At 63.4% G+C, this 14,818-nt stretch carries 15 protein-coding genes and 1 pseudogene; 7 read left to right on the top strand and 9 right to left on the bottom strand.

Annotated elements, in window-relative coordinates; genetic code table 11:
• Positions 1 to 26: 26 nt before the first annotated feature.
• Both BLW22_RS10745 and BLW22_RS10740 read right to left on the bottom strand, forming a co-directional pair.
• Complete coding sequence (locus BLW22_RS10745) at positions 27 to 572, bottom strand: RNA polymerase sigma factor (protein WP_027607555.1); 546 nt, start codon at positions 570 to 572, stop codon at positions 27 to 29.
• Positions 569 to 1,213, bottom strand: coding sequence for a secretin and TonB N-terminal domain-containing protein (locus BLW22_RS10740; RefSeq protein ID WP_065926293.1), 645 nt, complete (start codon positions 1,211 to 1,213; stop codon positions 569 to 571). Before BLW22_RS10740 ends, BLW22_RS10745 begins: the two co-directional genes overlap by 4 nt.
• Positions 1,214 to 1,429: 216 nt before the next feature.
• On the opposite strand from BLW22_RS10740, the gene BLW22_RS10735 reads away from it, so the two are divergent.
• Positions 1,430 to 1,729, top strand: coding sequence for a hypothetical protein (locus BLW22_RS10735; protein ID WP_074846122.1), 300 nt, complete (start codon positions 1,430 to 1,432; stop codon positions 1,727 to 1,729).
• 379 nt (positions 1,730 to 2,108) lie between these two features.
• Here BLW22_RS10735 and BLW22_RS10725 read toward each other — a convergent pair whose 3' ends face one another.
• On the bottom strand, positions 2,109 to 3,176 hold the full coding sequence (locus tag BLW22_RS10725) for an NAD(P)-dependent alcohol dehydrogenase (protein WP_074846118.1): 1,068 nt from the start codon (positions 3,174 to 3,176) through the stop codon (positions 2,109 to 2,111).
• A gap of 147 nt (positions 3,177 to 3,323) precedes the next feature.
• Here BLW22_RS10725 and BLW22_RS10720 point away from each other — a divergent pair, with 147 nt between their 5' ends.
• From BLW22_RS10720 to BLW22_RS10710, 3 genes are all read left to right on the top strand, one after another.
• A complete protein-coding gene (locus BLW22_RS10720) occupies positions 3,324 to 4,220 on the top strand; it encodes a VOC family protein (protein ID WP_065926249.1) in 897 nt (298 codons plus the stop codon).
• On the top strand, positions 4,217 to 5,608 hold the full coding sequence (locus BLW22_RS10715) for an alginate export family protein (protein WP_065926248.1): 1,392 nt from the start codon (positions 4,217 to 4,219) through the stop codon (positions 5,606 to 5,608). Before BLW22_RS10720 ends, BLW22_RS10715 begins: the two co-directional genes overlap by 4 nt.
• Before the next feature lie 89 nt (positions 5,609 to 5,697).
• Complete coding sequence (locus BLW22_RS10710; protein WP_027607561.1) at positions 5,698 to 6,516, top strand: alpha/beta fold hydrolase; 819 nt, start codon at positions 5,698 to 5,700, stop codon at positions 6,514 to 6,516.
• Positions 6,517 to 6,659: 143 nt separating this feature from the next.
• On the opposite strand, the gene BLW22_RS10705 is transcribed toward BLW22_RS10710, so the two are convergent.
• Both BLW22_RS10705 and BLW22_RS10700 read right to left on the bottom strand, forming a co-directional pair.
• Entirely contained in the window at positions 6,660 to 7,046 is a 387-nt protein-coding gene (locus tag BLW22_RS10705; protein WP_074846116.1) for a DoxX family protein, read from the bottom strand.
• Between the two features lie 79 nt (positions 7,047 to 7,125).
• On the bottom strand, positions 7,126 to 8,001 hold the full coding sequence (locus BLW22_RS10700) for a LysR family transcriptional regulator (RefSeq protein WP_065926246.1): 876 nt from the start codon (positions 7,999 to 8,001) through the stop codon (positions 7,126 to 7,128).
• 112 nt (positions 8,002 to 8,113) lie between these two features.
• Between BLW22_RS10700 and BLW22_RS10695 the strand changes: the two genes are divergently transcribed.
• Together BLW22_RS10695 and BLW22_RS10690 are read left to right on the top strand one after the other, a co-directional pair.
• Positions 8,114 to 9,346 (top strand): YbfB/YjiJ family MFS transporter, encoded by a 1,233-nt coding sequence (locus BLW22_RS10695; RefSeq protein WP_074846113.1) that lies wholly within the window; start codon positions 8,114 to 8,116, stop codon positions 9,344 to 9,346.
• Complete coding sequence (locus tag BLW22_RS10690; RefSeq protein WP_074846110.1) at positions 9,343 to 10,341, top strand: NAD(P)H-quinone oxidoreductase; 999 nt, start codon at positions 9,343 to 9,345, stop codon at positions 10,339 to 10,341. Before BLW22_RS10695 ends, BLW22_RS10690 begins: the two co-directional genes overlap by 4 nt.
• A gap of 260 nt (positions 10,342 to 10,601) precedes the next feature.
• Here the strand turns inward: BLW22_RS10690 and BLW22_RS10685 are convergent, their stop codons facing one another.
• The 3 genes and pseudogenes from BLW22_RS10685 to BLW22_RS10675 form a co-directional block, all read right to left on the bottom strand.
• Positions 10,602 to 11,726 carry an alkene reductase gene (locus BLW22_RS10685; RefSeq protein WP_027607566.1) on the bottom strand — a complete coding sequence of 375 codons (1,125 nt, stop codon included), beginning with the start codon at positions 11,724 to 11,726 and terminating at the stop codon, positions 10,602 to 10,604.
• Between the two features lie 78 nt (positions 11,727 to 11,804).
• Positions 11,805 to 12,482 (bottom strand): type 1 glutamine amidotransferase domain-containing protein, encoded by a 678-nt coding sequence (locus BLW22_RS10680; protein ID WP_027607567.1) that lies wholly within the window; start codon positions 12,480 to 12,482, stop codon positions 11,805 to 11,807.
• Positions 12,479 to 13,106: pseudogene (locus BLW22_RS10675) on the bottom strand (TetR/AcrR family transcriptional regulator). The gene BLW22_RS10680 and the pseudogene BLW22_RS10675 overlap by 4 nt, the downstream one beginning before the upstream one ends.
• A gap of 172 nt (positions 13,107 to 13,278) precedes the next feature.
• Here BLW22_RS10675 and BLW22_RS10670 point away from each other — a divergent pair.
• The gene (locus BLW22_RS10670) at positions 13,279 to 14,223 is read left to right on the top strand and encodes a GlxA family transcriptional regulator (protein WP_074846103.1); all 945 of its coding nucleotides are present in this window, start codon (positions 13,279 to 13,281) and stop codon (positions 14,221 to 14,223) included.
• Here the strand turns inward: BLW22_RS10670 and BLW22_RS10665 are convergent.
• Positions 14,201 to 14,707 carry a GNAT family N-acetyltransferase gene (locus tag BLW22_RS10665; RefSeq protein ID WP_043293772.1) on the bottom strand — a complete coding sequence of 169 codons (507 nt, stop codon included), beginning with the start codon at positions 14,705 to 14,707 and terminating at the stop codon, positions 14,201 to 14,203. The two genes, BLW22_RS10670 and BLW22_RS10665, sit on opposite strands and share 23 nt — an antisense overlap.
• Positions 14,708 to 14,818 lie beyond the last annotated feature (111 nt).

Below are 14,818 nucleotides of genomic sequence, written 5' to 3'. Positions count from 1 at the left end.
CTCACGGTTTTATCAGGGACTCGACTCTAAGACGGTTTTCCGGCCCCGGGACCGAACCGCTGGATCACTTTTCTTTCCAGGCGCTTGGCGCAGTGGCCCAGGGCGGCCTTGATTTCCTTCTCGACCATGCGCGTGGAAATGCCGAAACGCTGGGAGATTTCCAGGTGCGGGGCTTCTTCCAGGCGGGCGGCGATAAGGATCTTGCGGCGGCGGGCCGGCAGTTCGTAGAGCGCCTTGACCAGGGACTGGATTTCTTTCTGGCCGCCCACCACCCGTGACGGGTCCTGGGCTTCGTCGGCGCTTTGCAGCAGTTCTTCCACCTCGCTGCCGGTGAGCAGGCGCGCGTCGGCCTGGCGGCGGTCGGCGGCGATGTTCAAGGCCATGCGGTACAGGTAGGCATTGGGTTGCGCCAGGTTGGGCGGCACTTCCATGCGGTCGACCCGCAGGTAGGTTTCGTGCAGCACATCGTTGGCCAGGTCCTCCGAGCCCAGGCGCTTGCGCAAACGCACCTTGAAGTCGTCGTAGGAGGCCAGGAACAAGCCGACCATCGTACTGTGCCCGGTATTTTTCATCCGCCCCAGGCTCCGTTTGCTGCTGTGCATTCCATGCGCATTCCTGTGGTGTCGGGCATCAAAAGTAAAGTCACCGGTTGACGCAGCGAGCTCGGTGCCGGTCGTTCGACCCGCGTGGTGCCCAGGTTGCGTACCAGTGCTTCATCGCGTTGTTCGTCGCCGGTGGAGCTGACCAACCGACTGTGTTCGATCAGCCCTTGGGGGTTGACCCACACCTGTACCAGCGCGCGGAAACTGCCGGGCCGGGTCAGCGGCGAGCGGCACAGGCTGGCCTCGATGGCCTGCTGCAAGGCCGTGGCGTAGCTGTTGTTGATCCGTGCGGCGTTGCGTGCCGCCGCACCACGGGTGGCAGGCGGCTGGCTGACCGCGGGCAACTGCAAGGTGAACGCATCATCGCGTGCATAACGCGCCATCAGGCCACTCCCCGTCAGCAACATCGCCAGAGCCTCCTGCGCCGTAAAACGCCCGCGCACACTGATGGAACGCCGGCCCCGCGTCAGTTCGCGGTCGACCAGCACCGCCATTCCGGTGGCGCGGCTGTACGCTTGCAGTGCATGTTCCAGGTCCTGCGCCGGCAGGTTCAACAGCAGCAGCGATGACTCCGCCTGCGCGACGCGACCACCGGCCAGCAGCAACAGCAAGAGCAGGGCGCATACGGCGCGCCTCCAGCCCCCCTGTTCACCCCCTGCTCTGCATCGCTGCACGGCCGACGCGCCCTAGAAAACCGTCATCCTGAGGCCAATTTATGAACCTGATGTTACGGTGATAGCAAAAAAAACATCACGGTGACGAGAGGCCCGCTGCACTAGACTTGTACACCAACCGGCCCCCCCCCTCGGGCCCGCCAGGAGGCCTTGATGAAACGCTTACCGCTCCTCGCCAGCCTGTTGCTGTGCGCGGCCCTGCCCTTGCACGCCCACGCCGGCAACTGCGCCGAAGTCTCGGTGGATGGCTACAAGGCGCCCGACTATGGCTGCCTGAGCCAGCAGATGGGCAACGACACGAATGCGGCCAAAGCCGCGAAGAAAAACCGCGAGGCGCAAGGCATTGCCGTGGAAAAACGCCAGCCGAACAAGGTCGGCCTGGCCACCCCGGCGGCGACCAGCGTGCGCATGGGCAATACCTTCGGCACCTCGGTGAAACCACAGCGGCCTTGAGTTGTTCGATAACTGTTTGAGCAACACAGCACCCATGTGGGAGGGGCATAGGTATCTACACAACTTTGTCTAAACGCTGTCCCCCCGGCAGATAGAGCTGTTGTGGTGAGCGGGCTTGTCGAATCGTCGCACCGCCCGCGCTGGGCTGCGAAGCAGCCCCAGGAAAGAAGAACGCGGTGTATCAGACACTCTGTAGAGGCTGGTTTTGGGGCTGCTTCGCAGCCCAGCGCGGGCGGTGCGACGATTCGACAAGCCCGCTCACCACCACCACCACCACCACCACCACCACCACCACCACAGTTACAGTGTTCCTCCTTAACTGACTGGCATCAGGGCAAGCCCCCTCCTACATTGCCCCCAGTGTTTCCCGGAGCAGTTTTCAAGCCGCGTGGCTTTCCTTTTTCAAGCTGTCCATATCGATCACGAACCGGTACTTCACATCGCCCTTGAGCATGCGCTCATACGCCTCGTTGATGCCCTGGATGTCGATCATCTCCACGTCCGAGACAATCCCGTGCCTGGCGCAGAAGTCGAGCATGTCCTGGGTCTCCTGGATCCCGCCGATCAGCGAGCCGGCCAGGCTGCGGCGCTTGAAGATCAGGTTGAATACGGTTGGCGACGGGTGCGGGCTGTCCGGGGCGCCGACCAGGGTCATGGTGCCGTCGCGCTTGAGCAGGTTGAGGAACGCATCGAGGTTATGCGGCGCGGCGACGGTGTTGAGGATGAAGTCCAGGCTGTTGGCGACCTTGGCCATTTCGTCCGGGTCCTTCGATACCACCACCTGGTCGGCACCCAGGCGCAGGCCGTCTTCGCGCTTGTTGGGCGAGGTGGTGAACAGCGTGACATGGGCGCCCATGGCATGGGCGATCTTCACCGCCATGTGCCCCAGGCCGCCCAGGCCCACCACACCGACCTTCTTGCCGGGCCCGACCTTCCAGTGGTGCAGCGGCGAATAGGTGGTGATGCCCGCACATAGCAAGGGCGCGACGGCGGCCAGGTTGGAATCGTCGTGGGAGATGCGCAGCACGAACTTCTCCTTGACCACGATGCTGTCCGAATAGCCGCCAAAGGTATTTTCACCGCCGAACACCGGGCCGTTGTAGGTGCCGGTAAAACCGCTCTCGCAGTATTGCTCCTCGCCTTCGGCACAGGAAGCGCAGTGCTGGCAGCTGTCGACCATGCAGCCGACACCGGCGAGGTCGCCGACCTTGAATTTCTTCACATTGCCCCCCACCGCCGTCACGCGGCCGACGATTTCGTGGCCGGGTACCGACGGGTACAGGGTGTTGTTCCACTCGTTACGCGCGGTGTGCAAATCGGAGTGGCACACGCCGCAGTAGAGGATGTCGATCTGTACGTCGTCCGCCCCCGGCGCGCGGCGCTCGAAGGTAAAAGGCTTGAGGGCGTCCGTGGCGTTCCGGGCGGCGTAGCTGTAGGTCTTGGCCATTTCGTTCACCTGTGTGATCTGACGGTAGAGGTCAGTGGACCAGCATAGACGCTGAACCGTTCAACCGAGCACGTTTGTACAATTTCCATCGCGTCCCTGCCCCTAACCTCACGGCTTTCAATCCCGTAGAAGTGCTGGAGAGTGGGCATGGGCAGCAAAGCAATCAAGGTATCTGTGGCATTGACGCTGCTGGCGAGCGCAATGATGGGCAATGCCTTCGCGGCAACCCCGAGCGTGGCCGTGGCGCCGCAATACGACACCAGCCACGTGTATGTGGCCCCGGCGGATGTGGAGCGTTTCGCCCAGAGTTTCCTCGCCACCTTTGGCGGCAAGAGCACGCCCCAGGTGGTGGTGAACGTGCTGCCGGTGCCGAGCAGCACCACCTCGCAACTGCTGCAGACGCCGGCGGGCACGGTGTCGCTGTTCGGTTTCACCACACCCATCCCGCACCCCTTCGGCCAGGAACGCAACGGCTACCTGGTCAAGGACATGGACGCGGCGCTCAACGCTGCGCGGGAAAACGGCGCCGCCGTTATCGTCAGCGACTTCCCGGACCCGATCGGGCGTGACGCCGTGGTGCAATGGCCGGGTGGCGTGAACATGCAGCTTTACTGGCACACCAAGACCCCGGACTACGCGGCGTTCCAGACCGTGCCGGAAAACCGCGTGTACCTGTCCACCGATCGCGCTGACGCCTTTATCAAAGCGTTTCTGGGTTTCTCCCACGGCAAGGTCCTGGCCGATGACAAACACGCGCCTGGCGTCGATGTGGGTCAGGCCACTGGCACTTACCGTCGCGTCGATATCGAGTCGCCATTCGGGCGCATGGCGGTGCTGGTCACCAACGGCCACCTGCCCTACCCCTTCGGCCACGAGACCACCGGTTATCAAGTGCCTGACCTGACGGCCACGCTGGGCAAGGCCACCGGTTCCGGCGCTAAGGTCTTGGTGCCGGCCTTTGACAGCAAGGGCCGGCGCAGCGCCGTGGTGGAATTCCCCGGCGGCTACGTCGCGGAAATTCACCAGCTCCACGCCGCAAAATGATTCGCCGCACAGGCTGGGGCCTGGCCGTGCTGTGGCCGCTGCTGCTCGGCAGCGCCCACGCCGACGAGCAACCGACACGACCGGCCATCAAGACCAATCGCTGGCAGGAGGACTGGTCGGTGCTGCGTGACCCGGCGTTACGCACGCAACCGCTGGACAGCTTGAAGTACATCCCGCTGTCCAGCGCCAACCCGTTCACCTATTTGTCATTGGGGGCGACACTGCGTGAGCGCTTCGAGATGAACGATGCCAGTGGTTTTGGGGTGAAGGACGTGAAGCGAGATCGCTACCTGATCCAGCGCTTCCAGGTGCACGCCGACCTGCACTTGAACGAATACTGGCGGCTCTTCACCCAACTGGAAGACGTACGCGCCTACGACAAGACCACGGTCGGCGGCGCCGACCAGAACCGCGTCGATCTGCGCCTGGCCTTTGCCGAATACGTCAATGCCTTCGGCAGCGGCACGCTCAAGGCCCGTGTCGGGCGCCAGGACTTCGCCTTCGACTTGCAGCGTTTCATCTCATCGCGGGATGGCCCGAATGTGCGGCAATCCTTCGATGCGCTGTGGGCCGATTGGGAAACGTCCAACTGGCGCTTTATCGGGATCGCCAGCCAGCCGGTGCAGTATCAGGACGAGCGGCACTTCGACGACACATCCAACCGTGACGCGCGCTTCCACATGCTGCGGGTCGAGCGGCTGGTGGGCGGCAAGAATGAGCTGTCGGCCTACTACGGCGTGTACGAACGCAGTGCCGCGCATTACCTCGACGCGGACGGCGATGAAACCCGCCACCTGTTCGACGCACGCCTGGGCGGTGCGGCCCTGGGGTTCGACTGGGACATCGAAGCCATGCTGCAAAGCGGCTCGGTGGGCAGCAAGGATATTCGCGCCTGGGCCGGGGGCAGCCGCACGGGGTACACCTTCGAGAGCCTGGCGTGGAAGCCGCGCATCGGCCTGCAACTGGACATTGCCTCGGGCGACCGCAAGACCGGTGACGGCACCGTCGGCACGTTCAACCCGCTGTTCCCCAACGGCTACTATTTTTCCCTGGCCGGCTATACGGGCTACAGCAACCTGATTCACGTCAAACCGTCGATCACCGTCAAGCCCATCGACAAGCTCAGCGTGCAGACCGCCGTCGGCCTGCTGTGGCGCCAGACCACCAGCGACGCGGTGTACACCCAGCCGAACCTGCCCGTCGCCGGAACCGCAGGCCAGGGTGAACGCTGGACCGGTGCCTATGGTCAACTGCGTACCGACTATGTGTTTACGCCGAACCTCACCGGCGCGGTTGAAGCGGTGCACTACGCCGTGGGCCGCACCTTGCGCGATGCCGGCGGCGATGACAGCAATTACCTTGGGGTCGAGCTCAAGTTCAGTTGGTGACCCCAGGCAAGCACACCCGTACAAGCCCCCGGCCCGGTTTCGGGCAATAGTGAGGCTGGTTTTTCAGTCCCTCAATCAAGGAGTTTTCCATGAGCACATTCGTTGCCAAAGACGGTACCCAGATCTACTTCAAGGATTGGGGCAGCGGTAAGCCCGTGCTGTTCAGCCACGGCTGGCCGCTGGATGCCGACATGTGGGAATACCAGATGGAATACCTCAGCAGCCGTGGCTTTCGCACCATCGCGTTCGACCGCCGTGGCTTTGGCCGCTCGGACCAGCCGTGGACCGGCAACGACTACGACACCTTCGCCGACGACATCGCGCAGCTGATCGAACACCTGGACCTCAAGGACGTGACCCTGGTGGGCTTCTCCATGGGCGGCGGCGACGTGGCCCGCTACATCGCACGCCACGGCAGTGCACGCGTGGCCGGCCTGGTGCTGTTGGGCGCAGTGACGCCGATCTTCGGCCAGAAGCCCGATTACCCCCAGGGCGTGCCGACCGAAGTGTTCGACGGCATAAAGGCCGGGTTGCTGAAAGACCGTGCGCAGTTCATCGCTGACTTCAACACGCCGTTCTTCGGCATCAACAAGGGCCAGGTCGTTTCCGAAGGTACGCTGACCCAGACCCTCCAGATCGCCATGCTGGCGTCCCTCAAGTCGACCGTGGATTGCGTCACCGCCTTTTCCGAGACCGACTTCCGCCCGGACATGGCCAGGATCGACGTGCCGACCCTGGTGATCCACGGTGACGGCGACCAGATCGTGCCGTTCGAGACCACCGGCAAGGTTGCAGCCGAGATGATCAAGGGCGCCGAGCTGAAGGTGTACAAGGATGCGCCCCACGGTTTTGCCGTGACCCACGCTCAGGCCCTGAACGAAGACCTGCTGGCGTTCCTGAATCGCTGAAACACCCGCTCCTTTGGCCGGCACGCCACTCCCCTGTAGGAGCGAGCTTGCTCGCGAAGATCGTCAACGATGACGCAGTAAATCAGATTTGACGCGTCGCTATCGAGTTCTTCGCGAGCAAGCTCGCTCCTACAGGAGTTGGTTTACCCGGCCTTTTTTTCCAGTGCCAGGCGCCCTGGTCCGGCAATCAGGATGCTGGTGAACATGATCAACAGCAGCCAGCCGAATTGCCCTTCCAGCAGCGTCCACTCCGGATGCACCACCACCATAGCAATCAACAGCACCGCCAGAATCGGCAGGCACGCCAGGCGCACCAGCACCCCGGCGATGATCAGCAGCGGGCACAGCACTTCGGCGAAAATCGCCAGCAGCAAGGTGACATGGGCGCCTAGGTGAAACGGGTCTTCGATCTGCTTCAACTGCTCGCTGTAGTTGAGCAACTTGGGCAGGCCATGCACCCACAGCAGGAACAGCGCCCCGCTGCCTCGCAGAAACAACAGCCCCAGGTCCTGGTGTCTTGATTCGTTCATATGCGCTCCGGTGGGTTGACAGGTTATCGACGTCGATTGTGTCCACGGCGCGGTACGCATGCTTGCAAGCCTGTGCTGACTAATCCCCCGTTCCGGCAAACCCCGCGACGATTTCATCGATCACCGCCCGCACCCGTGCGGTGTGGCGCAGGTCGGCGTGGGTCACCAGCCAGACGTCGTAAGGCAACGGCCGCGCGCGCTCCGGCCACAGGCGTACCAGCCCGTCGCGCTCGCCGGTGAGGATCGGGATTTCGCCGATGCCGATCCCGGCGGCGATAGAGCGGCGCACCAACAGGCTGGAACTCAGGGCGGCGACGATGCGCCCACGGCCCAGGGGTTCCGAGACCAGGGTCATGTCCTTCTGGGTTTGCAGGTACGGTTGATAGACCACAAGATCATGCCCTTCAAACAGGCTGCCCGGCTCCGGCGTACCCTGGCGATCGATATAGGCCTGGGACGCAAACAACCCCACCGGCCAGCGCGCGAGACGCCGGGCGATCAGGTCGGGGCTGTCCGGGCGGGTGTTGCGCACGGCGATGTCGGTCTCGCGTTTGGCCAGGCTCAGGAACTGGGTAGACGCGTCGAGCTGCACGCGCACATCCGGGTGCTGGACGTGCAGGCGCGCAATCGCCGGGATCAGGAAGTCGATGGCCAGGGAGTCGGTGGTGCTGACCCGTACGGTGCCGGTCAGGCGGTCATCCAGGCCCTGGATCTGGCGCTCCAGCTCCAGGGCCGAGCGTTCCATTTTTTCCACCGAGTACAGGGCGGCCTCGCCGACGGCGGTCAGGGCGTAGCCTTCGGAGGTGCGCAGGAACAGCGTGGCACCCAGGGACTTTTCCAGGGCGTTGACCCGCCGCCCGACTGTGGCCTGGTCGACCCCCAATACCCGTGCGGCCCCGCGCAACGTCGACTCGCGGCAGACCGCCAGGAATACCCGTGCATCATCCCAATTCATGCTGCCTCCTTATGCTGCATATCTGCATCAAAGCGACGTGTATTCGCTGCATTATTGCATCCAAAAACCTGGATATGCTGGGCACCAGAGAAAAATACCCAGGACCGCCATCATGCTCGACACTCACGCCCCACCCCGCCGCTCCGTGTGGCTGCCGATCTTCGCAGGCCTGTGCGCCAGCCTGGTCAGCATCGGCCTGGCACGTTTTGCCTATACGCCATTGATTCCGTCGCTGATCCAGGCCCACTGGTTCAGCGCCAATGACGTGGTGTACCTCGGTGCCGCCAACCTGGTGGGTTACCTGATCGGCGCGCTGATCGGGCGGCCCATCGCCCAGCGCACCTCGAACAGGACCGCGCTGCGCCTCATGATGGTTGCGGTGACCCTGGCGTTCTTCGCCTGTGGCTTCCCGCTGTCGGTGGTGTGGTTCTTCGCTTGGCGCCTGCTGTCGGGGATTGCCGGTGGCGCAATCATGGTGCTGGTGGCGGCGACCGTGTTGCCCCATGTACCGGCCGCACGCCGGGGTCTGGCCAGTGGGGCGATCTTCCTCGGCATCGGCCTGGGCATCGCCGGCTCCGGCACCCTTGTGCCGCCGCTGCTGAGCCTGGGTTTGCAGCAGACCTGGTTCGGCCTCGGCCTGTTGGCCCTGGTGCTGACCGCCGCCAGCTGGTTCGCCTGGCCTGCGGGCACGCTGCATGAAGACGCGCCGCCATCCGGCGCGGCCGTAGCAACGCCTTCCGGCGTGTACCTGCTGTTCGCCCAATACGCCTTTATGGCCGCGGGGCTGGTACCGGCGATGGTGTTCCTGGTGGATTACGTGGCCCGTGGCCTGGGGGCCGGGGCACATATCGGCGCGATGATCTGGGTGATGTACGGCCTGGGGTCGATTGTCGGGCCGGTCACTTACGGGTTCCTCGCAGATAAACTGGGGGCGCGCTTGAGCATCCGCGTGGTGCTGGTGGTGCAGGCGATTGCCGTCGGTGCGTTGCCGTTTGCCGGCTCGTTGACTGGCCTGGCGGTGCTCGCGGTGATCCTCGGTTCTTTCCCGCCGGGCATCGTGCCGTTGGCGCTGGCGCGGGTGCACGAACTGCTCCCCAACCATCATCAGCAGCAGGTCGCGTGGAGCCGTGCCACGGTGTCCTTTGCGACTTTCCAGGCGCTCTCGGGGTTTGCCTATTCCGCCCTGTTCAACGTCAGCGGAGGCCAGCATGCGCTGTTGTTCATGATCGCCGCGGGGGCGATAGTGGTCGCCCTGGCCCTGGAACCGGGCATGCGCCTGCTGAACCGTCGGCCGTCCGACGCGGTCCCAATCCATACGCTCATCGCTGCAGGTAATCTGAAATGACGCTTCCCAAAGAAATGACCCTGATCGAAATCACCACCCCCGGTGGCCCCGAGGTGCTGCAACCACGCCGGGCAGATGTACCGGTGGCGGGCCCCGGCGAGATCCTGATTCGCGTGCATGCGGCCGGTGTCAATCGCCCCGACGCCCTGCAACGCGCCGGCAAGTACCCGATGAAACCCGGCATGAACCCGCTGCCTGGCCTGGAAGTGGCAGGCGAAGTGGCCGCGCTGGGCGACGGCGTGAGCGAATTCGCCGTGGGCGATAAGGTCTGTGCCCTGACCAATGGCGGCGGCTATGCGCAGTTCTGCACGGTGCCCGCCAGCCAGGCGCTGCCGATTCCTGAAGGCATGGACTGGATTCAAGCCGCCGCCGTGCCGGAAACCTTCTTCACCGTGTGGGCCAACCTGTTCGGCCTCGGCGATGCCCACACCGGCCAGCGCGTGCTGATCCACGGCGGCACCAGCGGCATCGGTACGACCGCGCTGATGCTGTGCCGCGAATTCGGCATCCAGGCCTTCGCCACCGCCGGCAGCGCCGACAAATGCGCGGCCATTGCCCAGCTGGGCGGGGAGCCGATCAATTATCGCGAGCAGGATTTTGCCGAGGTCATCGCGCAACAGACCAACGGCCAGGGTGTGGATGTGATCCTCGACATCATGGGCGGCTCGTATCTGAACAACAACCTCAAGGCCCTGGCCATGGACGGCCACCTGGTGATGCTGGGTTTCCTCGGCGGCGCCAAGGCCAACGACGTCGACCTGTTGAGCATCCTCGGCAAGCGCGCGGTGATTACCGGCTCGCTGTTGCGTGCGCGCAGCAAGGCTGAAAAAGCCGCGATTGCCGAACAGTTGCGCGAGTACATCTGGCCGGTACTGGAAGCCGGGCGTTGCCTGCCGATCATCGACAAGGTGTACGCATACACCGACGCCGCCCAGGCCCATGCGCGGATGGAAGGTGGGGACCATATTGGCAAGATTGTGTTGCGGGTGGAGTAACCAGCAGGCAACACAAAGCAAATGTGGGAGGGGCAAGCAGCAACCTGTAGTGAGCGGGCTTGCCCCGCGCTGGGCTGCGCAGCAGCCCCAATAAGAGCGCTGCAGTGTGTCAGGCAGCTCCGGGGCTGTGTTTGGGGCTGCTGCGCAGCCCAGCGCGGGGCAAGCCCGCTCACCACAAAAAGCCCGCTCACCACAGTTAATAGTGTTCCTTCTTAAATGGCTGGCATCAGGGCAAGCCCCCTCCCACATTGACCGCGCTCTTACTCGGAATAGGTGGGGTAGTCGATGTAGCCCACCTCACCGCCACCATACATCCCCTCTTCCCGCAGCGGGTTCAACGGCCAGCCCTTGAATAGCCGTTGCGGCAGGTCCGGGTTGGCAATGAACGGCCGTCCGAACGCAATCAAATCCGCCAGCCCGGCGTCCACCAGTTTCGCGCCGCGTTCAGCGGTGTAGCGACCGGCGTAGATAATGCGACCGCTGAAGGTGCTGCGCACGGCTTCACGGAAGCTGTCGGGCAGCACGGGGGCGTTGTCCCAGTCCGCTTCGGCGATGGACACGTAGGCGATGCCCGACTGTTCCAGCACCTTGATCGCTTCGATGTAGGTGTGGTGCGGGTCTTCTTCCACCAGGCCGATGTACACGCGGTCCTGGTCGGTGCCGCTGAACAACGGCGAGAACCGCACGCCCAGGCGCTCCGGCCCGACCACCTTGCTGACGGCTTCGACGATCTCGCGCAAAAAACGCAGGCGATTGTGCAGCGAACCACCGTACTCATCGTCGCGCTGGTTGGCATGGGCCGAGATGAACTGGTTGACCAGGTAACCGTTGGCCGAATGAATTTCCACGCCGTCAAACCCGGCGTCCAGGGCATTGCGTGCGGCCTGGGCGTAGTGCCCGACCAATTCTTCAATCTCGAGCACGCTCAAGGCGCGAGGCACCGGCGGTTGCTTCAATTCACCCGCGCCAGGCCCGGTCTCGATAAAGGCCTTGGCTTGCCGGGCTTGAATCGCCGACGGTGCCACCGGTGCGGCGCCGTCAGGCTGCAAGGCGTTATGGGACACACGGCCCACATGCCACAACTGGGCAAAGATCACCCCGCCTTCGGCATGCACCGCGTCGGTGACCTTGCGCCAGCCGTCGATCTGCGCCGGGGTGTAGATGCCCGGCGTCCAGGCGTAACCCTGGCCACGGGGTTCGATCTGCGTGCCTTCGCTGACCATGAAACCGGCCGTAGCGCGCTGGCGGTAATACTCGGCCATCAGGTCGGTGGCGATATCGCCGGGCTGGGCGCTGCGCTGGCGTGTCAACGGTGGCAGCACGATACGGTTGTTCAAGGTGTGATGACCCAGTTTGACCGGGGTACTTAAAACGCTGTTAGTCATTGGGGTATTCCAAATTCGAGACGAGCAAAAGCATTGGCGACTGTTGCAAGTCGCCAATGAATGAAAGGGGTAATTAACTTACGCGGTGAGTTTGAGCAGCGCCTTGGCCACGTCACTGGAACTGGCAGGGTTCTGCCCAGTGATCAGCAAACCATCTTCGAGCACGAAGGATTGCCAGTCGGCGCCCTTCTGATAGTTGCCGCCCAGTGCCTTGAAATCATCTTCAATCAGGAACGGCACCACCTCGGTCAGGCCCACCGCCGCTTCTTCCGAGTTGGAGAAGCCGGTGACGCGACGGCCCTTGACCAGCGGCTCGCCATTGACCGCCTTGACGTGGCGCAAGGCGCCCGGTGCGTGGCAGACAAAGCCGATGGGCTTGCCGGCACGCTCGAAGGACTCGATCAGGGCGATGGACACCGGTGACTCTGCCAGGTCCCACAGCGGGCCGTGGCCGCCTGGGTAGAACACGGTGTCGAAGTCGTCAGCGTTGACCGTGTCCAGCTTGACCGTGCTGGCCAGGGCCTGTTGCGCGGCAGGGTCGGCGGCAAAGCGGCGAGTCTGCTCGGTTTGCGCGTCGGGCGCGTCACTCACCGGGTCCAGGGGCGGCTGGCCACCGGCCGGGGACGCCAGCACCAGTTCGGCGCCGGCGTCCTTGAACACGTAATAGGGTGCGGCAAATTCTTCGAGCCAGAAGCCGGTCTTGCGGCCGGTGTCGCCAAGCTGGTCGTGAGAGGTCAGTACCATTAATACTTTCATTTTCCAGTGCCTCGATCAGTGAATGTCTGTGTGTCCAGGGCAACCCAACAGCTGTCGGGTCAGCAGCAACGCCTCCTCGAAAGGCGCGGTTGTACGGGTGATCTTGCTCATCACGCTGGTCCCCAGCCACAGCGCGTACAGGCGCCGGGCCAGGCTTGCAGGGGCTTGGTCGACGTCCAGGGAACCGTCCTCAAGGCCACGCTGTATGGCGATGGCGAGTAGATCGATGGTGCGCGACGTGCCACGTTCCAGCGCCAGGCGCATGGGCTCTGAAAGGTCTGACACATCCGCACCCAGTTTGACGGCAAGGCATTTGCCCGCATCGGTGCAGCCGGTCTGGTTGTCGATCCAGGCCTGCCAATAACGCATCAACTTGGCGTGCTGGGATAAACCGGGTTGGTCGAACAGTTGCTGCATGCCATGCACGTAGTTGTCGAAGTAGGTGTCGAGCAACACGACACCGAAGCCATCCTTGGAGTTGAAGTAGTGATAGAACGAACCTTTAGGCACCTGGGCGGCTTGAAGTATTTCGTTCAAGCCCACCGCAGAGAATCCTTTACGGCCAACAATCAACTGCGCCGTGTCGAGAATGGTCTGCCGTGCACTTTTAGTTTCGCTGCTCATGCTTCACTCCGTCCGATTAGACCAGTCGTCTAGTTCGTTGAGGGAATGTTAGGGGCCGCGCCAACCCCTCACAATGTCATATGCGCAAGGATTCCGGACATGACCCGAAGTCGGTTGCCGTTTTCCCGGCAGCCGCCGACAATCCACCCTCCCACGCCCCTGGAGACATGCGATGCACAGCGTTGCGCTGATGGTTTACCCGAACTTCCAATCCCTGAGCCTCAGCCTGGGCTCGGTGTTCGAGTGCGCGAACCTGCTGCGCGGTGAGCCCGCCTATGAGTTTCACCTGGTGTCGGAAAGCGGCGGCGCGGTGATGACGTCCCAGGGCTTCTCGGTGAACACCTCGCCCCTGCGGCCCCAAGGCTATGACACGCTGATCGTCAGCGGTTACCTGGAGTTTCGCCTGCCCGAGGCCAACCTGCTGGAACTGGTCAAGGCCGCCTCGGCTCAATCGCGGCGTGTCGCCTCGCTGTGCATGGGCATCTTCGTGCTGGCCGAGGCCGGCTTGCTCGACGGCAAGCGCACCACCACCCACTGGATCCACGCGCCGGCCTTTCGCAAGCGCTATCCGGACATCCGCCTGGAAGAAGACAAGCTGTTTATCGTCGACGGCCAGGTATGGACCGGCGCCGGCATGAGTGCCGGGGTGGACATGGCGCTGGCCATGGTGGAGAACGACCTGGGCAGCGACCTCGCCCGGCGCATTGCGCGCAAGCTGGTGATCGCCCAGCGCCGGGGCAGCGAGCAATCGCAGTTGTCTGCACTGTTGGAGCTGGACCCCAAGTCCGACCGTGTGCAACTGGCCCTGGCCTACGCCCGCGAAAACCTCACCCACGACCTGTCGGTGGACGCCCTGGCCGAGGTGGCCCGGCTGAGCCCGCGCCAGTTCAGCCGGGTATTTCGCGAAGAAACCGGGCAGACGCCGGCCAAGGCCATCGAATCCCTGCGGGTTGAAGCCGCACGGGCGATGATGGAAACCAGCCGTCATCCGGTGGAAGTGGTGGCCCGCGAAACCGGCTTCGGTGATCGCGAGCGCATGCGCCAGGCGTTTTTAAGGGCGTTCGGGCAGCCGCCGCAGGCGATGCAGCAAACCTTTAATGCAACACCGCCCGCGTAACCAGGTAACTCATCAACTGCGGATCATCCGCCAGTTCAAGGGCCTGCACCGGGCGCGGCAGGTTATCCAGCACCGTACGCCAGAACGCCTGGGACACTTCGTCCTGGTCATAAAACCGCACCAGCCAATCCGCCTCGCCACTGCACAGCACCTGAGTGGCGATGGCGCGGCCGATGCCTTTGCGGCGATAGCGCTTGAGGATAAACAGGTCGGCCAGTTCCAGGGCGTCGATGCCCGGCAACTCGCTGCCTTCGATCAGCAGAAAGCCGGCGATATAGCCGTCCACCAGCAACAGGTTGGCGCTCCAGTGCGGGTCTTGCCAATAGCGGTTCAGGTGCTGGTCATGGATGTAGAAACGGCCGTCCGCCTCGACATCTTCCTGCTCCCAGTCCGACGATTCATAGGCGTAGTACTGGTAGAGATTGCGGATCAGCTCGGCTTCTTCGGGGCCGGTCTGGATCAATTCCACGGTGGTTTCAGGCATGGGGCTCTCGGTCAAAAAACGCAGGGCGCCATTGTTCACAAAACCTCGGCGCAGTCCAATAGTGCCGCGAACCTTTCTACTTGCTGAACCGATTGCAAATAGCGGCGAGCC

It is taken from the genome of Pseudomonas marginalis (genome assembly GCF_900105325.1).
In the GTDB taxonomy this organism is placed as follows: Bacteria; Pseudomonadota; Gammaproteobacteria; order Pseudomonadales; family Pseudomonadaceae; genus Aquipseudomonas; species Aquipseudomonas marginalis.
The sequence above is the reverse complement of the archived record's forward strand: the minus strand, read 5'-3'. Positions and strand labels throughout refer to the sequence as shown.